Genomic DNA, 21,496 nt, shown 5'->3' with positions numbered 1-21,496 from the left:
AAGTGCGTGGGAATTTGCCAAAATGACAAAAAAAGACATCCCTCTGAATCGAGAGATGTCTGGCTTCTTATTTCAAGCGAGCTTCAAGCTCCGCTTTTTCTGCTTCAAATCCAGGTTTACCAAGTAAGGCAAACATGTTTTTCTTGTACGCTTCAACACCTGGCTGATCGAATGGATTCACACCAAGCAGGTATCCACTCATCGCACATGCTTTTTCAAAGAAGTAGAACAAGAATCCAAGATGATACGGTGTCATCTCCGGCAATTCAACTGTCAAGTTCGGAACTTGTCCATCTGTGTGAGCAAGCAACGTTCCTTCTGCTGCCTTGTCATTGACGAATTGAATCGACTTGCCTTCAAGGAAGTTTAAACCGTCTAGATCCTGTGCATCTTTTTCAATCGTCAAGGCATGACGCGCTTGTCCGACTTTGATGACCGTTTCAAACAAGTCACGGCGTCCCTCTTGGACGTATTGTCCCATTGAGTGAAGATCCGTCGAGAAGTCGACTGCTGCCGGGAAGATGCCTTTGAAGTCTTTTCCTTCTGACTCTCCGTACAACTGTTTCCACCACTCGGACACATAATGTAAAGCGGGTTCATAGTTAACGAGCAACTCGATTGTTTTTCCTTTAGCATATAATGCGTTTCGGACGACCGCGTACTGGTACGCTTCATTTTCCGCCAAGTTCTCATTTGAGAACTGAACTTGTGCATCACGCGCACCTGCCATCAAGTCTTCAATCGAAATACCAGCTGCCGCAATCGGCAATAAACCAACCGGTGTCAAGACAGAGAAACGACCCCCAACGTCATCCGGAATCACAAACGTTTGGTATCCTTCTGAGTCAGCAAGTGTCTTCAGGGCACCACGTGCTTTATCTGTCGTCGCATAAATCCGGTCTTTCGCACCTGTTTTACCGTACTTGTCTTCCATGAATGTTTTCAAGAGACGGAACGAGATTGCCGGTTCTGTCGTTGTTCCTGATTTCGAGATGATATTGACCGAAACATCTTTTCCTTCAAGTACTTGGAACAAATCGTGTAAGTACGTCGAAGAAATGTTATGTCCGGCATAAATGATTTGCGGAGCTTTCCGCTCGTCTTTTGACAATAGGTTGTGGAACGAATGACCGAGCATCTCGATTGCAGCACGTGCCCCGAGATACGATCCGCCGATTCCGACGACTAACAAGACGTCTGAATCCGACTTGATTTTTTCAGCCGCCGCTTGAATTTTTTCAAATTCCGCTTTGTCATAGTTCGTCGGTAAATCGACCCATCCTAAGAAATCACTGCCGGCACCTGTACCGTTGTGGATTGCTCCGTGTAATGTTTTTACCGTATCCGCCATATAGTCTACTTCATGTTGTCCTACGAATTGTAGGGCCTTCGAATAATCAAAACGTACCGTTGTCATTCACTCGTCCTCCTTATTCATTCGCAAACAAATGCGACCTTCCTTTTCATTAAAACGCAAGAAGGAAGGTCGTTCAAGTCTTTTGTGAAAAGATTAGCAAATGTTATGACGCTTACAAAGCAGCTGTTACGATTTGGCGAACATCTTCGTTGCCAAGTGATTTGAAGTTACCAAAGTCTCCACGTGTCATCGCTGACTTCACGATTGAATCGACCGTTTCTTCTTTGATGTCATAATCCGCAAGGCGGTTCGGTGCACCAAGTGATGTCCAGAACGCACTGATTGCATCGATTGTAGCGTGTGCTGCTTCCATTTCTGATTTACCTGCCGTATCGACGTCAAAGACGTTTTCACCGAGCGTGACGAAACGGTGTGCGTTTGATTCATCAAGAACGTGACGCATCCAGTTCGGGAAGAGGATGGCCAGACCGCCTGCATGCGGAATGTCGTGAACGGCTGAGACCGCGTGCTCAATGTTGTGTGACGCCCAGTCACCGCGTGCGCCCATTTGAAGAACACCGTTGAGTGCCATCGTACCGGCAAACAGGATCGTACCGCGGAGTTCAACGTTTTCGAGATCGTTGACAAGTTTCGGTGCAGCTTCAATAACTGCTTTCATGACACCTTCCGTCATCCGTTCTTGAACCGGTGCATGCGCTGTGTGGAAGTATTGCTCGAGGCAATGGCTCATCATGTCGACGATGCCGTAAATCGTTTGATCTTTCGGTACACTGACTGTGTACTTTGGATCAAGGACTGAGAATGTCGGGAACGTCAACGGGCTGCCCCAACCGTATTTTTCTTGTGTCTTCCAGTTCGTGATGACAGAACCTGAGTTCATTTCTGAACCTGTCGCAGCAAGCGTCAAGACTGTTCCGAACGGGATCACTGTTTCTGGTGTCGCTTTCCCGATGACGAGATCCCATGCTGAACCTTCGTACGGGATACCAGCAGCAATCAATTTCGTACAGTCGATGACAGAACCGCCACCAAGAGCGAGCAATGCGTCAACGCCTGCTTCACGTGCAATTTTAATGCCGCGCTCTGCTGTTTCGATACGTGGGTTTGGTTCGACGCCGTCGCATTCGACGTATTCGATTCCTGCCGCATTGAGTTCGCGTGTGACGTCATCATAGACACCATTACGTTTGATACTGCCTCCGCCAAATACGAGCATGACTTTTTTTGCACCTAGTGCTTTTAACTCGTCTTTAATCTTGCTGACTTGACCGTCACCAAAAATAAGTTTCGTTGGATTACGATATTCGAAGTTTTCCATTGTGTGTTGCCCCCTTGATAAGTAATGAACACCTTACATTATCCACACATTCCCCTTTTGCATCTATTTTAATGCTTATAACGCAAAAAAAAGAGAACCGACCGATGTCGATTCTCTTTCAAAATCTTATTTTTGGAAGTTTGATTTTTCAATCCATTCTTCCAATTTGCCTTTTAACACGTTGAAGCCAGGAGCTTCTTCTTGTTTGAAAGCAGGACCTGCATCGCGACGGCCAGTGTTTTTGCGTGGGCCTTTAGCGCGTGCTTCGCGTTTTGGAGCTTCCTGTGTTGCTTTGATCGAAAGCTTCATTTTTTTGTTAGCTTCGTCGATGTCGAGAACTTTAACAGTTACTTCATCGCCAACTTTTACGTAATCGTTGATGTCTTTTACGTAATCGTGTGAGATTTCTGAGATGTGGACGAGACCTTGTGTTTGCTCGTCAAGTGCTACGAAAGCACCAAAGTTTTGAATACCAGTTACTTTACCAGTAACGACTTGGTCTTTTTCAAAGTTTGCCATAGTTTATACACTCCCTAACTAAATTCATCAACTTATAATAACATACTTTTTACGGATGGTAAAAAATATTTTTCAAATTGTTTATTTTTTATTTTACAAGGGAACAAATTAGTAGCAAGACTTCAAGTATTCCCCCTGATTCTGCCGGACTTTTCGAGTCCGGCCCTTTTTTTGTCCACTTCTCGATTGACCTAAAAAATAAACAGATAAAAAGGACAGGTCCGGTCTGTCGGCTTTCCGCAGACAAGTCATTATGCCGCTTCAGATGCGATGCATCTTCAAGCGTCATGATTAACTTGTTTTTCCGCAGGAGTCGAGCATGACCTCACCTGTCCTAGCGTAAAGGAAATTTCACGGTGAAGCAATCAAAAAATAAAGATTCGTGAACGGCTTACAAATCGTCAAATCCGTTCGCATCCGTTACCTTCGCATACGACCGTGATTTCTGTTCGAAGAAATCGGATTTCGTCGCATTCATCGAGTCGTCGGAATAGGCGCGAATCCACGGCATGACGTCTTCATCGTGTCCTTCATACAAATCGTCGAGTCCGATGACACGGAGACGTTTATTAGCGAGGTATTTGACGTAGTCACGCATCTCGCTGACATCAAGTCCGTCCAAGTCACGTAACACGTATTCACTCCACTCGATTTCAAGATCAACGGCACGTTCGAATGTCGCGTAGACGAACTTCGTGAATGAACCGTCTGCATCGATTTCCGGATGCTCTGTCAAGACGGCACGTAACAGCTGACTGATGAAGTAGGAGTGTTGAAGTTCATCCCGCTGGATGTAACTGATCATCGTCGAAGTTCCGACCATTTTTTGGTGACGGGCTAAGTTATAGAAGAACGCAAATCCGGAATAGAAGTTGATTCCTTCGAGAACGATTGAGGCGACGAGTGATTTCGCAAAGTTTTCCGGTGTCCGGTCGTTTTGGAAATCTTCATACAGATCAAGAATGAAGGCATTCCGCTTCATGACCATGTCGTCATCTTTCGCGATGTCGAAGATCCGGTTTTGTTCCGACAACGGCACAAGACTCGACAAGACATAGCTATACGATTGGTTATGCACGACTTCCTGTTGTGCCACAATCGCCAAAATCGCATGGATTGAAGCGTCTGATGTAAACATCGCTGATTCCAGGATATAGCGGGTCTGGACAGAGTCGAGAATCGACAACAAACCGATAATCCGCTTAAACGAATCCTGTTCCCGTTCGCTCAGTTGATTCCATTGTTGCATGTCTTTTGACATCGAAATTTCGTCGGGAATCCAGAAGTTTGATAATAACTGTTTATAGATCGAATAAAACTGCGGATACGCAATGTCGTTCCAGTTGACGATCGAGCTTGTCTCCCCACCGATGATCGCTGTCGCACGATTCGGATGACGGGCATCAAGCAGTTTGATTTTTTGTAGTTGTTCCATGTTGTTCGGCTCCCTCTTGCTGTAATTGCAGTAGTGTTCGACGTGTCCACTCTTTGACCATGTGCGGTCGGTTTCGCGGCGATTGTTCGATTTTGAGTAATTCACCCGCGAGCGGTACCCCGAATTTCGCGAGATGGTAGGCCATCTCATCGACGGCACGGCAATATTTGACGAACATTTTATCACCTGTTCCGAAGACGGCTGCCTGCGGAATCGCGTGCGGACTTTCCTTTAAGACCAGCTTAAGACAATCCCGCATCTCATCCGGCAATTGTCCGTCTCCCCAGGTGTACGAACCAAAATAGACGATATCATAAGGGACTAGCTGATACGTCGTCACATCATCGGCAAAGATCATCGTCGGTTCGACCTGCATTTCGGAACATGCTTTGGCAATCAGTTCCGCAACCTCCTCTGTATTTCCGCTCATTGACGCATATACGATTGCTGCCTTCATGATATCGTCCTCCTTCTCTTATGATGAACACGACTCACATTCATCGATTTCGACGGTCGTCGAACGTGTGTAGTAAATCGTCTTCATCCCAAGCTGCCATGCTTCCATGTGCATCTCGAGTAATTCTTTCGCTTTGACACTGTTTTTGACGTAGAGATTAAAGCTGATTGCTTGATCAATATGCCGTTGGCGTGAGGCATTTTGACGGATGCTCCAAAGCTGATCAATCTCAAACGCTGATTTATAGAACCAGTTCGTTTCCGGTGTCAAATCGGGTACTGTGACCGGAATCTTGTAGTTTTTCTTCTCTTCCGCATAAACCTTCTTGTAAATCGGATCGATCGAAGCCGTACTGCCGGCGATGATTGCCGTCGACGAGTTCGGTGCGACTGCCATCAAATAGGCATTTCGCATACCGTGTGCCGTGATGTCCGCTTGCAGACGATCCCAGTTCAGTTCAGCCGTTGTTTTGTAGTGACGGCGGGCGATGTATTCCCCTGTCTGCCATTCCGATCCTTCAAAGAGACGGTACGCGCCTTTTTCTTTCGCCAGTTGCATCGACGCATCAATCGTCAAGTATGCAATTTTTTCGTAAAGACGATCGGCATACTGAACAGCCTCGACCGACTCCCAGCGGATGCCTTCGAGAGCAAGCAGGTGATGCCAGCCGAATGTTCCGAGACCAACGGCGCGGTATTTTTGATTCGTAATCTGTGCTTGCGGCACGTCAATCGTATTTAAATCAATGACGTTATCGAGCATCCGCATTTGAATTGGAATCAAGCGTTCCAACACATTTTCACGGACAGCACGCGCAAGCGCGATCGAAGATAAGTTACAGACCACGAAATCGCCCGGTGTTTTCGTAATGATGATTTTTCCGTCTTCCGTGTATTCTTCCGTCACGGTCGTCGGACTCATGTTCTGCATGATTTCCGAACAAAGGTTAGACGAATAAATCATGCCCGCATGTTTGTTTGGGTTGGCACGGTTTACTGCATCACGGAAAAACATGTACGGTGTGCCTGTTTCGAGCTGCGAACGCATATAGCGTTTGACGAGATCAATCGCCGGGACCTTCGTCCGGCTCAGACGCGGTTCGTTGACACACGCTGTGTATTTCTCCGTGAAGCTGCCGCCTTGTTCCGTTTCATCAAACGAATCTTCCAGGCTGAAGCCCATCACCGTCCGGATTTCGTGCGGGTCAAACAAGTACCAGTCACCGCGCGCTTCGACCGTCCGCATGAAATGGTCCGGTAAGCTGACGCCTGTGAACAAATCATGTGTCCGCAACCGTTCGTCCCCATTATTCAATTTAGCATCGAGGAACTCGAGAATATCTTTATGCCAAATATCGAGATAAACGGCGATCGAACCTTGACGCATACCGAGCTGATCGACGCTGACCGCTGTGTTGTTCAACTGTTTCATCCACGGAATGACACCGCTTGAAACCCCTTTAAATCCTTTGATGTCTGATCCACGTGAACGGATTTTCCCCATATAGACACCGATTCCGCCGCCGCCTTTTGACAGTGTCGCAACATCAGTGTTCGAGTCATAGATGCCCCGTAGAGAATCATCGACTGTATCGATGAAGCATGATGACAGTTGTCCATATGATTTACCGGCGTTCGATAAAGTGGGTGTCGCAACGGTCATGTAGAGATTCGAAAGTGCCCAGTACGACTCTTTGACGAGCTCGATCCGGCGGTCTTTCGGTTCTGTCTGCATGAGTGTCATCGCGATGATCATGAAACGTTCCTGCGGTAATTCGTATAATTTTTTGACGTGGTCGCGCGCTAAGTAACGGTCGGATAATGTCCGGAGTCCGATATACGTGAACAGATGATCACGTGACGGATCGATCGATGCCGCAAGTTCTTCGACTTCTTCTTTCGAATACGTTTCTAAAAGGTGGGGCGTGAAAATACCAATCTCCGTTAATTTCTCAATCAAGTGATAAAGCGAGCCGTACCGTTCGTCCGCTGTATAGCCGCGGTTTTCACTCGCTTCAAGATATAACCGGTTCAAGTACGTTGCTGTCGCAACAAATGTCCAGTTCGGTTCTTCTGCTTTTAACATATCCAGCGCATGCATTGTTAAGAGTTCATAGACTTGATCCGCCTGTAACGTCTTTCCTTCGAGTGCTCGAATCGCGCGTTCTGTGTAACGCTCGACGTCGAGCTCCGAGTATGATGCTGTAATCTGACGGATGACCGTATATACATCTTCTATCGTCATTGCACCTTGATAGATGCGTGCTGTATTCAGTGGAGATGCCACTATGAACCACTCCCATTCTCTAACTTTAAAATAGGTTCCGTTGCCGTAAAAAATGCGCTAAACTAAAAAAAGACGCCCTACATATAGAAAGTGTTATTCAATCTTCACTCTATATATAGACGTTTCAGGCATTTTTAAACCTATTTATCTACAAGATATAGGTTATCACTAAATGCCGGAAAAATAAGCCCTTGCATTGAAATTCAGGTCAAACAAATTTGAAAAGGCGAACTACCGCCTTTTGAGATATATTGAGATAAGGAGTTTTATTGATTATGAGTTCAGAAGAACTTTTAAAAAAATATGATCCATTTCACCTAGGAGAAGGAAATTATCCGACGGAAATGTCTGCTATACTAAGCTTACTGACGGTTCATGATCAAATAACCCCTCTTGCGGAAGCAATAGGGATCGTTTTTGAAGAATCTTTTGATGAACGACCGGATCAGCAGGAATTGATTTTACTCGCAACGAACTTACTTTTATGTGAAGATTCGTGTGAACTTTGAAAGGAGACTGATTATGCAAGTTGACTACACGCCTAACCCGAACTCAGTAAAAATCACCCTCGACGGAGACCGTTTCGGTGCCAAGAGTACCAGCGTCAAAAAAGGGGATACACCGGAAGACGCTTTGCTCGCATCACTCATCACGATTGACGGCATCGATAATCTCTTTGCATACGGTGATTTCGTCACCGTCACAAAAGAAGCTGACGCTGAATGGAATGACTTACTTCCGACAATCGAAGAAAAAATGTAAATATCTCACAAGGACACCTGAATTTCAAGGGTGTCTTTGTTCTAAGGAGACGACTTAAATGCCGATGGTCTCAGTCATCATCCCCACATATAACCGGTTGCGTGAGTTGCGCGAAGCACTGACCGCACTGACAAAACAAATCTATCAGGATTTTGAAGTCATCATCTTGAACAATAATGGAGAGCCGCTGACTTCCGTCGTTGCCGATTTTCAGGACAAACTGACGATCACAGCAATTGATTTGCCGGAAAATCACCATGTCCGGGCACGAAACCACGGTGTCTCGTTAGCAAACGGAAGATATATCCTTCTCCACGACGATGATGATCTGTTGTTACCTTCACATATCGAAGAAGCCGTCGGCGATCTCGAAGCCGGAGCGGACTTGACGTACGTCGATGCGGAACTGTTCACCTACGACTGGCAGCAGGATCACCGCGTCGTCAAAACAACGGAACCGTTCGCCTATCCGTATGATCGGGAAGCCATGAAAGAGGATTCGACCTATATCCCGTCCGGTTCCCTCTATCGAAAGTCGCTTCACGAAGAGCTTGGTTTATTTGACGAAGACGTCTTCAACTATTGGGACTGGGACTGGATCTTACGGGTCGGACAAGATCATCTCGTCCTGCACCCCGCCCGTGCGACTGTCCTGTATGCCTTTAATCCGTCCGGCAATCATCAATCCGCAAAACAGGATGCCTCACGTCGCGTCTATTTTGAGCGTCTTGTGGAAAAACACGAACTGCCGACGACGGAAATGAAAAATTTTCATATCGTCCAAGAAGAACGCCGCTCCCGTCTCCGTGAAACACGGCGAACGTTTAGCGGCCATTTGACAGAAAGTGAGTGATTATCGTGTATACAGATAAACAATTGGAATTACTTGAATTATTGACGCAGAATGGACCGATCGATCACGCCCTTGCTGCTCAGATGCTGGACCTGACGGAAGAAGAAGTAGTGTCGTCGCTTGAGGCATTCAAACAAGATGGCGTCCTGCTCGGTTATACAGCCGTCATCGACTGGCAAAAAATCCATGCTCACCATGGCGTGACAGCTTTCATCGATGTCAAAGTGACACCGAAACGGGGACGCGGCTTTGATGAGGTCGCAGAACGCATCCACCGGTTCCCGGAAGTGACGTCACTCTATTTGATGTCAGGCGCATACGATTTACAAGTCGTCCTTGATGGGAAATCCCTGCAGGAAGTATCGCAGTTCGTCTCAGAAAAATTATCGACACTCGATTCCGTCATTTCGACGACAACACATTTCCGTCTCAAAACGTATAAACATGACGGTGTTTTATTCAGCCAGGATGACGGGGACAAACGATTGAAGGTGTCTCCATGAAACACTTATCTGAACGTGTCGAACGGTTGGCCCCTTCCGGCATCCGGCGGTTTTTCGACTTAGCCGGTTCGATGGAAGACGTCATTTCCCTCGGTGTCGGTGAACCGGATTTCGTCACTCCCTGGAATGTCCGGGAAGCAAGTTTTGCTGCTCTCGAACAAGGTTACACGGCATACAGCGCCAATGCCGGATTGGTCGAATTACGACAGGAAATCCGCTTGTACATGCAAGAGAAATTTTCGATTGACTATCAGGTCTCGGACGAAATCATTGTCACGACCGGCGCTTCGGAAGGGCTTGATTTAGCGTTTCGGACATTGATCAATCCCGGAGACGAAGTCATCGTCGTCGAACCTGCCTTTGTCTCGTACGCTCCGTTGATCGAACTTGCAGGCGGCATCCCGATTGCAGCAGCCTGTCGTGCAGAAGATGGATTTACGATTCAGCCGGAAACGATTGAAGCGGTCATCACAGACCGGACAAAAGCGATCATCTTTTGTTTCCCGTCCAATCCGACCGGTTCCGTCATGACACGCGATCAATTGGCCGATCTCGCGTTACTTGCCAAGAAACATGATCTTTATGTCATCAGCGATGAAATCTACGCTGAACTTTCTTATGAAGACGAGCCGACTTGTTTTGCGACCCTTCCCGATATGCGGGAACGGACGATTGTCATCAACGGGTTTTCTAAAGCCTTTGCGATGACCGGTTGGCGGCTCGGTTTTACCTGTGCCCCGCCCGCTATCAGCCAGGCGATGCTGAAAGTTCATCAGTACGGCATGATGTGTGCCCCGACGCTCGTTCAATTCGCCGGAATCGAAGCCTTACGCTCGCGTCACAAGACGGTTCCGGACATGGTCCGCAGTTACCGGCAACGGCGGAACTATTTCGTCAAAGCCTTAAATGACGCCGGACTGCCGACCCATTCACCGGGTGGGGCGTTTTATGCCTTCCCGTACATCGGCGGGACTGGTTTGACGAGCGAGGAATTCGCAGAGCAACTGTTGATTGCGGAACGCGTCGCTGTCGTCCCCGGTTCTGTATTCGGCGCAAGCGGTGAAGGCTACGTCCGTGCAAGCTATGCCAGTTCGATCGAACAGCTCCAACAGGCGATTCACCGAATCAACCGTTTCATGCAACACTTGAACCAGAAACAAGTCGAGTTATCTAATCCCTCAAGATGATCTACACCAAAAGAAGCATCCATTCCAACTCGGAAATGGATGCTTCTTTTTTAGTTATTCATCAACATGTAGGACGATAAACATCCGGTGGTCGTCTTCGGCATGATACGGCGAAACCGGACCAAGCTGAGGGGCATAGACGTCAATCCGGTAAGGCGACTCTTTAAACGATAATGGAGTTTGTTCCTTGATCATACGTCCGATTTCATCTGCCTGATCTTTGACACTTCGTAAAGTGGCAGTCCGCTCGATTGGAGCCTCGATGACGAATCCGGCAATGCCTTCAATCCGGGCACAACGCAGGAAGCGGCGTAAAGACGGCAGGGCAGATTGAATATGCACCTCGAGTGTCAAATCGGCTTCATGGACAGGCGCCCCCCATAACCGTTCCGCATTTCCTGTTGCGCTTCGGAAATGATCAATCGTCGCTTCTGTCACTGGATCGCGTGTCAAAGCAAATCGTTTACGGTCACGATTCAGGTTCTTCTCGTTTGTGCGATCGATTTCTTCCAGGAGGTTGATTCCGAGTGGACGGGCCAATCGAAACAGTTCACGCTGGAGACGGGCGAGCGACGTCCCGACCGGAATGACGTCTTCCGTCTTTTTCGGCGGCTTGTCACCTTCATATCCGTTCATGACACGGGCGACCTGCCCTGCTTCATGAACAAGGCAGTAAAAAGAACCTTGCACCTTGTCTTCCATCGTCTCGAGCTGTTGATGCTGATGTGCCAAATCCGTCACGTATTGATTTGCAAGGCAAGTCGAAATCATCAGGACATCGACCAGTTCCGCTTGAAACGCCGACTCATCTCCGGTTTCGAGCGCCTCTCCCACTTCACCGACTTCCTCAATCAGGCGGGCTAATCCCGATAACGGGCGAAAGTATCCTCCAAGCGATTGAATCGTTTCATCAACCTTTTGTTGAAGAAGAATCATCTCCTGCATCGTCCTGCACCTCCGCCATTCCCTTCACAAGCCGGTCTTCCGATTGTTCCTTAAATCGTTTCGTGAACTGTTGGTTCTTCCGCCATTCCCGGACAGCGAGTCCACTCGCAACGGCGAGCGATACGAGTAATCCCATTTCTTTTCGTTTCATCTGAATTCCTCCCCTTTTGAATGATACGTTCGTCTGACAAACATGATATGATGATGACATTCCATACATAGTAAGAGGTGTTGCTTATGTCGACTGAACGTTTGTGGCAGTTAGCTCGTTTCATTGGCGTCATCCTTGCCATCTTTTTCACCGGTTGGCTGATCGTTCGCTTGTCTTCTTTCATGTACCCGTTCGTCTTTGCTTTTTTACTGGCTTTATTCAGTCGACCACTCGTCGACTTTTTTCAAAAACGACTTCGGATCAACCGCGGTTGGGGTGCTCTGCTATCCATCATTTTAATGAGCGGTTTGTTAATCGGCTCACTCGTTTTAATCATCATGCAGTTGATTCGTGGACTTGTTTTTGTCGCTAACCAACTACCGGCACAAATCCAGGAGCTGAGTCTTTATTTTCAAAAGCTCTACAACGAAAAACTGGCACCGATTTGGAATGATGCGTCGGAAGCCCTTCGCTCGCTTGAACCGTCACAGCAAAACACCGTCCAAAACAGTATCCAGTCCCTCGGCAGTTCGCTTGCCAGTGCGATTGGTGAGGGTTCGAAAAGTGTCGCCGGGATGTTGCAGACGATTTTAGCGACATTACCCTCCATCGCATTGATTTTAGTCATCGTCTTGCTCGCCTGGTTCTTCATCTCAAAAGACTGGCACAAGTATGAAATCCGGTTGAAGCAATACGAAATGTTGCCGTGGTTCGCCCGTGCCGAATCGGTCGTCACAAGTCTCCGGTCCGCTTTATTCGGTTACATCAAAGCGCAACTGACGTTGATTACAATTACCTTTTTCATCGTCCTGATCGGACTGTTGATCATCGGGGTCGAGCATCCGTTTGCCATCGCGTTCATCGCGGCATTTTTTGATATCTTGCCCTACCTTGGAACCGGCTCCGTCTTTTTGCCTTGGATCGCCTATTCCATCATTACGGGAAATACAGGACTCGCTATCGGTCTCGCCATCCTGTACGGGGTTGTCATCTTACAACGTAATATCATGGAACCTAAAATCGTCGGCGATAATATCGGTATTCAACCCATCACTGCCTTGATCGCCTTATTTGTCGGGATTCAGGTGTTCGGCGTCTTTGGATTGATTTTAGGTCCATTGATTGCGGTCATCATCAAAGCGTTACACAACGCCCGCATTTTTCATTATCTTTGGGACTTTATCAAAGGATCACCTACACCATTTCGGTGAAGGTGATTTTTTTAGGTAGTGCTGCATATAACGGAAATCCGGCCGCATCGACTGGTCGATCAGCCGGCATATAGACTGCTGGTAACGTCGCGGCAACTGCAAGCAGACAGGCATCAATCCAGTCGTCTGTCGCGACACCGCGGACAGTCAGCTCCCAGTAAGCCGGACAGTTGTACCGTTGCAACAATACGATCCGTTCCGCCACTCCCTCGACCGTCCGTTTACTGTGACGTGCCGGATGACCGGTCAGGCGGGCAAAACAGACTTCCGGATGAGATTCCATCATGCCCGGTCGATAACAGGTCCGCACCTGCTGGATTTTCGGTAACAAATACCATGCCTGTTTCGATAGACCAAATCCTGCCTGTTGCTTCGAATAATCGTTTGCTTCCGGATAACCGGCTTGCTCCAGTGCTTCACGCAACGGGGCATTAAAGACACTGCTCGTTCGGCCGGGCTTCAATTCTTCCCGTAACAACTGATCGACCACCCGGCGTTTGTCTTCTTCCAGTCCAATCGGCATATCGATATAGGTCCGGGTTCCACATTCGATTTCGTCGAGTGAAGAAGCGACCGTCCAGGAAAACTGACCGTCTCGAATCGATACAGCCACCCATCCGGCTTTCGCCGCATCAATTCCGGTGACGTCCATTGGACTTCTCCCGCAGACTCTTGAGGAGCGATAACGTCGTAAAGACGCCGAAAAAAGTCGCTACCGCCAAAGGAATCTGTTCCCGTGAATCCAGGTACCAGATGATACCGATGATGGTCACTAAAATGAGAACACTGTTGACACGTATCATTTTTCGCGTTCGACGAAATGATACAGACTGCGGACCATGACACCGGTCGCCCCTTTTGGACCAAGCTCCGTCGCGGCTTTTTGTTCGGACGTTCCGGCGATATCGAGGTGGAGCCATGGCGTCTCACCGACAAATTCACCGACGAAGGCACCACCGAAAATCATATGTCCCATTCGTCCCGGTGAGTTGTTTAAATCTGCGACATCGGAGCGTCGGACCTGCTTGATGAACTGATCGACGTACGGCATCTGCCAGACCATCTCGTTTGTTTCTTGCGTCACGGCTTCGAACCGTTCGTACAATGCGGCATCGTTCGTCAATGCCCCGGTGATTTCTGTTCCGAGTGCCACCAACACGCCGCCTGTCAGCGTCGCAAGATCGATGATCATCTTCGGTTTATATTCTTTGGCATAGGTGACAGCGTCTGCCAGGACAAGTCGTCCTTCCGCATCCGTGTTCAGGATCTCGATCGTTTTTCCTGCCATCGACGTGATGACATCATCCGGTTTGAACGCGTCACCGGAAATCATGTTATCCGTCGCCGGAATGACTCCCAAGACGTTTACATTCGGTTTAAGTTGACCGAGCGCTTCAAACAATCCGAGAACCGCTGCTGCTCCTCCCATATCGCCTTTCATCCCAACGATCCCGTCTTTTGGTTTGATCGAGTAACCGCCTGTATCGAAGGTGACCCCTTTTCCGACGACTGCAATCGGGACATCATCGCCTGCTCCTTTGTATTCAAGGACAATCAGCTTCGGTGGAATCGTCGACCCTTGATTGACGGCGAGCAATGCACCCATTCCAAGCGCTTCCATATCTGTTTTTTCAAGAATTTTTAAATCATGTCCGTGACGTTCGGCAATAAAGCGGGCTTCATCCGCCAAAGCAGGTGCCGTCAACAAGTTCCCCGGCATCGTGACGAGACGTCGTGCGAGATTAGTCGCTTGCGCAAGTGCTTCCCCACGTACAACATCCTGATCTCCTGCCTCTGACCAGATCGTTAAATCCAGGTCATACGTTGCGTGGGTATTTGTTTTATAATGTTTGACTTCATATGTAGCTAAGCCAAACGTCTCAGCAATCAGTTCGACCGGTTGACCTGGGAAAGTCGTTGCATCAATCGTCACTTTGGATAACTGGCGTGCTTTCAAGAACTGAGCCGCTTTTCCGAATAGTCGGCGAAGGCTGTCCGTCGTAAGTCCTTCGGCTTTCCCGAGACCGACGAACAACACACGTTCCACAGTTCCCGTCAGCGTTGGCAACAAGCGGAGTTCTCCTTGTTTCGTTGAGATATCCCCTCGGCGTACCCATTCATCCAAACGATCCGGATAAAGTGACCGGATCCGTTCTTCGACCGGTTGGTTTCCTGAAATACCGACAACGAGTACTTCGACATGAGCTTGTGGATCTACTTGATTCCATCGCATATTCAAATCCCCCTTTAGTGATACGTATTAGTATGAAGCGTTTGATCTGATTTTCCAACTAATAGCCTTCAGGACAAATGAAACCGCTCTCAAAAAAGACGTTCTTTAATTTGTCGATTTGGAGCGTTTCAAACAATTGTTGCCCGTTTCACAATGTGATAGGATTAAACAGGTGAAAAGGACAGGCACTTCTAGCAAACGGTCATTTGGCAACGACAGAAATGTCTACGTTTTCATTCAAAGGGAGAGTCCGCAAGCGACCCGTTAAGAGAGATGCGTTTATGGGTATCTATAGATAGCAAAGAAATGACGTCGCTGCGGCGAAAAAACTTACTGAAAAGAGGGTAATGCACATGGCACAGCACATCAAAGGAATTGGCGCTTCTGCAGGGATTGCGATTGCAAAGGCATTCGTAATGGAAACACCTGTCTTTGACATTCCGACGAATAAAATCGAGGACTCGGCAGCTGAAAAGGAACGTTTCCAGGCCGCTATCGTTAAGTCGAAGGGTGAACTTGAAATCATCCGTGAAAACACATTAAAAGAACTCGGTGCAGACAAAGCGGAAATCTTCTCAGCTCACCTCTTGATCTTGGAAGACCCGGAAATCGTGAGTCAGGTCAACGCGAAAATCGACGATGAGAAAACCAATGCCGCTCAAGCACTTGATGAAGTGTCACAGATGATGGTCATGATTTTTGAGTCAATGGACAACGAATACATGCGTGAGCGTGCAGCCGATGTCCGTGACGTCACGAAACGGACGATGGCCCACTTGCTCGGTATCACGTTCGTTACACCAGCTCAGATCAATGAAGAAGTCATCATCATTGCAGAAGACTTAACACCTTCAGATACAGCACAACTTAACCGGAAGTATGCAAAAGGATTTGCTACGAACATCGGTGGACGGACTTCGCACTCGGCGATCATGTCCCGTTCTCTTGAAATTCCGGCTGTCGTCGGAACAAAAGTCGTCTTGACGGAAGTCAAACACGGTGATTTCTTGATTCTTGACGGTACGGAAGGTGACGTCATCGTCAACCCTTCAAGCGACCAAATCGCAGAATATGAAGAAAAACGTTCAGCGTATATCGCTCAAAAAGAAGAATGGAAAAAACTTAAAAACGAAAAAACAGTCACAGCGGACGGTCATCACGTCGAGCTCGCAGCGAACATCGGAACACCAAACGATGTAAAAGGTGTTCTCGAAAACGGTGCGGAAGCAGTCGGATTATACCGGACAGAGTTCCTCTACATGGACGCTGAAACGTTCCCGACAGAAGACGAGCAGTTCACGGCATACAAAACGGTTCTCGAATCGATGGGCGATAAAAAAGTTGTCATCCGGACACTTGATATCGGCGGCGACAAAGAATTGTCTTACCTCGATCTCCCGCATGAGATGAACCCGTTCCTCGGGTACCGTGCGATCCGTCTTTGCCTGGACCAAACAGATCTCTTCCGGACACAGCTCCGCGCCCTTCTCCGGGCAAGTGCGTACGGAAAACTCGCTGTCATGTTCCCGATGATTGCGACACTTGAAGAATTCCGTGCAGCAAAAGCACTTCTCCTCGAAGAAAAAGCGAATCTTCAAGCAGAAGGCGTGACGGTTTCTGAAGACATCGAAGTTGGTATGATGGTCGAGATTCCATCAACAGCTGTCATGGCGAAACAATTCGCGAAAGAAGTCGACTTCTTCTCAGTCGGAACAAACGACTTGATTCAATACACGATGGCAGCTGACCGGATGAATGAGAAAGTTTCATATCTCTACCAACCGTTCAACCCGGCAATCTTGAACCTCTTAAACAACGTCATCACAGAAGCACATAAAGCAGGCAAATGGGTCGGCATGTGTGGTGAGATGGCTGGAGAAGAACTCGCGCTTCCAATCCTTCTCGGACTCGGACTCGACGAATTCTCGATGTCCGCTTCTTCTGTCCTTCGCGCACGCAGCTTAATGACGCGCTTGAACAAAGCAGAGTGTGAAGCAATCGTCGAAGAAGTACTCGATATGGATACAGCGGAAGACGTCGTCAACTTCCTCAGCACGACATTCGATATCAAAAAATAAGGTGTTTCGGACACGTCCCATCTCGGGACGTGTTTTTTTGTCGCGTCAAAAGAAGTTACTGCTTCTCTCTAGTATTGTGCAACACAAATAAGGGACGGATTTTAAAATCCGTCCCTCTGTTTTTGCTTTAAAGAAATCTTTTGATGCACGAGACTCCTACAGGAAAAAGCGCAGATGTAAACTGCGCTGTCAGAGACAAACAAGACCCGCTTTCCTGTCCAAACGGGGCAGGAAAACTGGCTTGTGTCTCGCCTGAGGAAAGCGAGTGCATATCCAAATGATTTCTTTTGAGTCAAATTTTGTTCGTTGATCTTCTTTTTATGCTTGCTTTGTTTTCGGTCGTTCGCCTTGTCCTTCTTTTAAGGTTGGTCGTTCATTCCCCATCAAGAAGACAAAGATAACGCCGAGCACTGCTGGAATCAAGGCCCACAAATAGACCGACGAAATCGATTCCGCAAGTGATGACTTGATGGCATTCGCTACTTCCGGCGGCATCTTCGCAAGGGCTGAAGCCGTCGGGAATTGTCCGCCATCCGGTGCATTGCCACCCGGCAACTGTTCACTGATTGTCGATGAAAACGTCCGTGATTGAACAATTCCAAGAACTGTTACGCCGAGCGTCATCCCAATCGTTCGGAACGTTGATCCCATCGAAGTAGCGGCTCCCCGACGCTGCATCTCAATCCCGTTGATACTTGCCAAGTTGAGTAAAGAGAAGCTGAATCCGACACCAAAACCTAAAATAATCATGTAAATCGTGATGGCTGTTCTCGATGTTTCAAGGGACATCGTGCTTAACAGATAGACCCCTAACAAGAAGAAGACTGCCGAAACGAGCATAACATTCCGGAATCCGTATTTATTCGGTAATCTTCCACCAAGTTGGGCCGAGACGACGGATGCAATCAGCATCGGCATCAAAATCAGACCCGAGTTGGTCGCACTGCCACCAAATACACCTTGGACAAAGATTGGAATAAAGACACTGGCAGAGATGAAGACGAATCCGTAAAAGAAGGCTACGCCTTGTGTCGCTGCAAACAATTGCCGTCTAAATAAACTGAACGTGATGACCGGATCGGCTGCGCGACGTTCGATGAAGCCAAAAATGATGAAGGCAACGAGAGCCGCTCCAAACAAACCAAGGATTTGCGGTGAGTTCCACGCATAATCCTTTCCACCCATTTCAAGTGCCAGCAAAAATAGGACAAGTCCGGCAACCAACGTCACGGCTCCAGCATAATCGATTTTTTGTGTCCGATGCACCGGTGACTCCTTGTAAAACAGGGAAACGAGTGTTAATGCCAAAATCCCTAGCGGAATATTGATATAAAAGACCCAACGCCAGTTGATCGCATCCGTTAATACGGCCCCAAGTAACGGACCAAAGATACTTGAAATTCCGAAGACGGCCCCAAACAATCCACTGACTTTCCCGCGTTTTTCAGGCGGAAAAATATCAAAGATGATGGTAAAGGCGATTGGCATTAAAGCACCGCCACCCAAACCTTGAACGGCACGATAAACGGAAAGTTCAACAATCGAGTCGGCCATCCCGCAAAGAATGCTTCCTGCTATGAACAGTAACATTCCAAATAGGAAGAATCGTTTCCGACCGTACATATCACTCAATTTACCAAAAATCGGCATCCCGGCCACAGTCGCAATCATGTAGGCCGATGTGACCCATGCATATTGATCAAAACCGTTTAATTCACTGACGATTGTCGGCATCGCAGTCGCAACGATGGTATTATCCATTGCCGCTACCAAAATCCCGATCAATAACCCTAACACGACGTAGCGTGTTTTCGTCGAAGTCGTAGCCATCGACTCACCTCTTTCTTTTCAAAAAATAGCTAATCTTCATAATAGCTTATTCATTGTATCATCGTATGTGCAAAATCTCATCGTTAAATGTTCGCTGTATGTAAAAAACACGATTCCCCAAAAATGGAATCGTGTTTATCGTATCAATTCTTATTTAATGTCATACGAAATCTTTTCACCGGCTTCAACTGTTTTCCCGACATCGACCGAAACTTTCCGGTCGCCGCTGTTCGTGACGATAATCGGTGTCAGGAGTGATGGGACAAGCGGTCGGATTTGTTCTAGATCAACGTTCAGCAACGGTGAACCCGGTTCGACCCGATCCCCTGCCTTCGCTAGCGCTTCAAATCCTTTTCCTTCAAGTGATACTGTATCAATACCGATATGAATCAGGATTTCATCTCCATTATCGGCAAGAATACCAATCGCGTGTTTCGTTGGGAAGAACGTCGTGATTTCACCGGAAACAGGAGAAACGACGTACCCTTCTGTCGGCTCAATCGCATAACCGTCACCCATCATCCGTCCGGAGAAGACTTGATCCGGAACGTCATCGAGTGAACGAATCACACCACTGAGTGGCGAGACGTATCCTTCACTCGGAACATATGCACCATCTGTTCCGGCTAAGCCTGACCGGTCATCGGTCCGCGCTTCCGCTCCTGTCGGGACTTGTGGAATCGGATCGGCTTCCGGTTTAGCAGGTGGTTGATAGTTCGGGTCGTTCATAATTTCTGCCATCTCGGTCTTAATACCATCTGATTTCGGACCAAAGATTGCCTGGACATTATCCCCGACTTCGAGGACACCGGCAGCACCCAACTGTTTCAAGCGATCTTTGTTGACACCTGATTTATCATTAACGGTAATCCGGAGTCGTGTAATACAGGCATCCAAGTGTTTGATGTTTGAAGCCCCGCCAAACGCTTGGAGAATTTCATACGGCAGTTCGCCAGCCGTCGTCGTCGATGCGGCAGCACCTTCCTGAATCGCTTCGCGTCCAGGAATCTTCAGATCAAATTTCTGGATGACGAAACGGAAACCAAAGTAATAAATGACGGCGAATACGAGACCAACCGGGATGACGAGCCACCAGGAAGTCCGGTTTGGTAAAATACCGAACAACGTGTAGTCAATCAGTCCTCCGGAGAAAGTCATCCCGATCTTGACGTTCAAAATGTCCATGATCATGAAGGATAATCCGGCAAAAACAGCATGGACTGCAAACAATAATGGTGCAACGAAAACAAATGAGAACTCAACAGGCTCAGTGATCCCTGTCAGGAAAGAGGTCAGGGCAGCCGAGAAGTATAACCCTTCAACGGCTTTCCGGCGATCCTTCGCAACAGTATGATACATTGCCAGACAGGCAGCAGGAAGTCCAAACATCATGAACGGATATTTCCCGGTCATGTATGTTCCGGCTGTGAACGGAACGCCGTCTTTTAACTGGGCAAAGAAAATCCGCTGATCCCCGTTGACGATATTGCCCGCCTTGTCGGTATATTCACCGAACTGGAACCAGAAACTTGAATACCAAATATGGTGGAGACCAAACGGAATGAGAGAACGTTCAACTAATCCAAAGATGAAGGCAGATAACGTTTCATTTGATTCGATGATCGTTTTCGAGAACGTATTGATGCCCGTCCCGATCGGCGGCCAAATATAGGACAACGCAAAACCAGCGACTAAACTGAATAGCGCTGTAGCAATTGGGACAAACCGTTTACCGGCAAAGAATCCAAGGAAATCAGGTAATTTAATTTTAAAGAATTTATTATAGCTGTACGCCGCAATTAATCCGGCGATGATCCCTCCGAACACCCCCATTTGCAGGGTCGGAATTCCTAAGACAGTCGCATACGATAAGTCACTCGATTTTTGTGCTTCTGTAATCTTTTCCGGCGTAATCTGTAAAAATGAGCTGATAACTTTGTTCATGATCAAGAATCCAACAATCGCGGCTAACCCTGCGACCCCTTCACCATTCGCAAGACCAATCGCGACCCCGACGGCAAACAATAATCCTAGATTGGCAAAGATGATATCCCCGGCATCCTGCATAACCCGCCAAATGACGACCAGTGCGTCATTTTCGAGAAACGGAAGATACTGCGTCAGATTCGGGTTTTGAAACGCCGTACCAAACGCCAGGAGAAGCCCCGCTGCCGGTAGGATCGCAACCGGTAACATCAAGGCTTTACCGATCCGTTGCAACACACCGAACACATTTTTCCACATCAGTGATTTCCCTCCTTTTTTTAACCAAACTACTTACTTCATACCCTTAATGTTTCTCACGCAAAACTATTTGCCTGATGTTTATTTTCACAAAAAAAAGAGCCTT

Annotated in this window: 20 protein-coding genes; 7 read left to right on the top strand and 13 right to left on the bottom strand. The window is 47.7% G+C overall.

What is annotated here, in order from left to right:
- Positions 1–67: 67 nt before the first annotated feature.
- The 6 genes from P402_RS0104855 to P402_RS0104830 all read right to left on the bottom strand — a co-directional run bounded on the left by P402_RS0104855 (position 68) and on the right by P402_RS0104830 (position 7,351).
- Entirely contained in the window at positions 68–1,417 is a 1,350-nt protein-coding gene (locus tag P402_RS0104855; RefSeq protein WP_026827673.1) for a glucose-6-phosphate isomerase, read from the bottom strand.
- A 112-nt stretch (positions 1,418–1,529) separates the two neighbouring features.
- Positions 1,530–2,696 (bottom strand): iron-containing alcohol dehydrogenase, encoded by a 1,167-nt coding sequence (locus tag P402_RS0104850; protein ID WP_026827672.1) that lies wholly within the window; start codon positions 2,694–2,696, stop codon positions 1,530–1,532.
- A 126-nt stretch (positions 2,697–2,822) separates the two neighbouring features.
- Entirely contained in the window at positions 2,823–3,215 is a 393-nt protein-coding gene (gene yugI, locus P402_RS0104845) for a S1 domain-containing post-transcriptional regulator GSP13 (RefSeq protein ID WP_014971071.1), read from the bottom strand.
- Between the two features lie 391 nt (positions 3,216–3,606).
- Positions 3,607–4,650, bottom strand: a complete 1,044-nt coding sequence (locus tag P402_RS0104840) for a ribonucleotide-diphosphate reductase subunit beta (RefSeq protein WP_026827671.1) — start codon at positions 4,648–4,650, stop codon at positions 3,607–3,609.
- The gene (locus tag P402_RS0104835; protein WP_026827670.1) at positions 4,619–5,107 is read right to left on the bottom strand and encodes a flavodoxin domain-containing protein; all 489 of its coding nucleotides are present in this window, start codon (positions 5,105–5,107) and stop codon (positions 4,619–4,621) included. Before P402_RS0104835 ends, P402_RS0104840 begins: the two co-directional genes overlap by 32 nt.
- 18 nt (positions 5,108–5,125) lie before the next feature.
- The gene (locus P402_RS0104830; RefSeq protein ID WP_235188901.1) at positions 5,126–7,351 is read right to left on the bottom strand and encodes a ribonucleoside-diphosphate reductase subunit alpha; all 2,226 of its coding nucleotides are present in this window, start codon (positions 7,349–7,351) and stop codon (positions 5,126–5,128) included.
- Positions 7,352–7,668: 317 nt separating this feature from the next.
- On the opposite strand from P402_RS0104830, the gene P402_RS0104825 reads away from it, so the two are divergent.
- The 5 genes from P402_RS0104825 to P402_RS0104805 are packed head-to-tail and all read left to right on the top strand — an operon-like array spanning position 7,669 to position 10,698.
- Positions 7,669–7,902 carry a DUF1871 family protein gene (locus P402_RS0104825; protein WP_026827668.1) on the top strand — a complete coding sequence of 78 codons (234 nt, stop codon included), beginning with the start codon at positions 7,669–7,671 and terminating at the stop codon, positions 7,900–7,902.
- Positions 7,903–7,915: 13 nt separating this feature from the next.
- The gene (locus P402_RS0104820) at positions 7,916–8,155 is read left to right on the top strand and encodes a NifU N-terminal domain-containing protein (RefSeq protein WP_026827667.1); all 240 of its coding nucleotides are present in this window, start codon (positions 7,916–7,918) and stop codon (positions 8,153–8,155) included.
- Between the two features lie 58 nt (positions 8,156–8,213).
- Positions 8,214–9,008: a glycosyltransferase family 2 protein gene (locus tag P402_RS0104815; RefSeq protein WP_026827666.1), complete on the top strand. Its 795-nt coding sequence runs from the start codon at positions 8,214–8,216 to the stop codon at positions 9,006–9,008.
- Positions 9,005–9,511 carry an Lrp/AsnC family transcriptional regulator gene (locus P402_RS0104810; protein WP_081776612.1) on the top strand — a complete coding sequence of 169 codons (507 nt, stop codon included), beginning with the start codon at positions 9,005–9,007 and terminating at the stop codon, positions 9,509–9,511. The genes P402_RS0104815 and P402_RS0104810 overlap by 4 nt, the downstream gene beginning before the upstream one ends.
- Positions 9,508–10,698, top strand: coding sequence for an aminotransferase (locus P402_RS0104805; RefSeq protein WP_026827664.1), 1,191 nt, complete (start codon positions 9,508–9,510; stop codon positions 10,696–10,698). Before P402_RS0104810 ends, P402_RS0104805 begins: the two co-directional genes overlap by 4 nt.
- A gap of 54 nt (positions 10,699–10,752) precedes the next feature.
- On the opposite strand, the gene P402_RS16705 is transcribed toward P402_RS0104805, so the two are convergent.
- Together P402_RS16705 and P402_RS0104795 are read right to left on the bottom strand one after the other, a co-directional pair.
- Positions 10,753–11,643: a MazG nucleotide pyrophosphohydrolase domain-containing protein gene (locus P402_RS16705; protein WP_235188820.1), complete on the bottom strand. Its 891-nt coding sequence runs from the start codon at positions 11,641–11,643 to the stop codon at positions 10,753–10,755.
- Positions 11,609–11,794, bottom strand: coding sequence for a hypothetical protein (locus P402_RS0104795; RefSeq protein ID WP_026827662.1), 186 nt, complete (start codon positions 11,792–11,794; stop codon positions 11,609–11,611). The genes P402_RS16705 and P402_RS0104795 overlap by 35 nt, the downstream gene beginning before the upstream one ends.
- Before the next feature lie 86 nt (positions 11,795–11,880).
- Between P402_RS0104795 and ytvI the strand changes: the two genes are divergently transcribed.
- Entirely contained in the window at positions 11,881–13,005 is a 1,125-nt protein-coding gene (ytvI, locus tag P402_RS0104790) for a sporulation integral membrane protein YtvI (protein ID WP_026827661.1), read from the top strand.
- Here ytvI and P402_RS0104785 read toward each other — a convergent pair.
- From P402_RS0104785 to P402_RS0104780, 3 genes are read right to left on the bottom strand one after another with little or no spacing between them, the layout of a single operon-like run.
- Positions 12,989–13,657, bottom strand: a complete 669-nt coding sequence (locus P402_RS0104785; protein WP_026827660.1) for a DUF429 domain-containing protein — start codon at positions 13,655–13,657, stop codon at positions 12,989–12,991. The two genes, ytvI and P402_RS0104785, sit on opposite strands and share 17 nt — an antisense overlap.
- Positions 13,638–13,778 (bottom strand): hypothetical protein, encoded by a 141-nt coding sequence (locus tag P402_RS16980; protein WP_235188819.1) that lies wholly within the window; start codon positions 13,776–13,778, stop codon positions 13,638–13,640. Before P402_RS16980 ends, P402_RS0104785 begins: the two co-directional genes overlap by 20 nt.
- 26 nt (positions 13,779–13,804) lie before the next feature.
- Positions 13,805–15,238: a leucyl aminopeptidase gene (locus P402_RS0104780; protein ID WP_026827659.1), complete on the bottom strand. Its 1,434-nt coding sequence runs from the start codon at positions 15,236–15,238 to the stop codon at positions 13,805–13,807.
- Between the two features lie 353 nt (positions 15,239–15,591).
- On the opposite strand from P402_RS0104780, the gene ptsP reads away from it, so the two are divergent.
- Positions 15,592–17,316, top strand: a complete 1,725-nt coding sequence (gene ptsP / locus P402_RS0104775) for a phosphoenolpyruvate--protein phosphotransferase (protein WP_026827658.1) — start codon at positions 15,592–15,594, stop codon at positions 17,314–17,316.
- A gap of 318 nt (positions 17,317–17,634) precedes the next feature.
- On the opposite strand, the gene P402_RS0104770 is transcribed toward ptsP, so the two are convergent.
- Both P402_RS0104770 and ptsG read right to left on the bottom strand, forming a co-directional pair.
- Positions 17,635–19,146 carry an MDR family MFS transporter gene (locus P402_RS0104770; protein ID WP_026827657.1) on the bottom strand — a complete coding sequence of 504 codons (1,512 nt, stop codon included), beginning with the start codon at positions 19,144–19,146 and terminating at the stop codon, positions 17,635–17,637.
- Between the two features lie 150 nt (positions 19,147–19,296).
- Positions 19,297–21,390 carry a glucose-specific PTS transporter subunit IIBC gene (gene ptsG / locus P402_RS0104765; protein WP_026827656.1) on the bottom strand — a complete coding sequence of 698 codons (2,094 nt, stop codon included), beginning with the start codon at positions 21,388–21,390 and terminating at the stop codon, positions 19,297–19,299.
- Positions 21,391–21,496: the final 106 nt, after the last annotated feature.

The organism is Exiguobacterium sibiricum 7-3, from assembly GCF_000620865.1.
Taxonomy (GTDB): Bacteria; Bacillota; Bacilli; order Exiguobacteriales; family Exiguobacteriaceae; genus Exiguobacterium_A; species Exiguobacterium_A sibiricum_A.
This window is presented reverse-complemented; position numbering and strand designations above follow the sequence as displayed.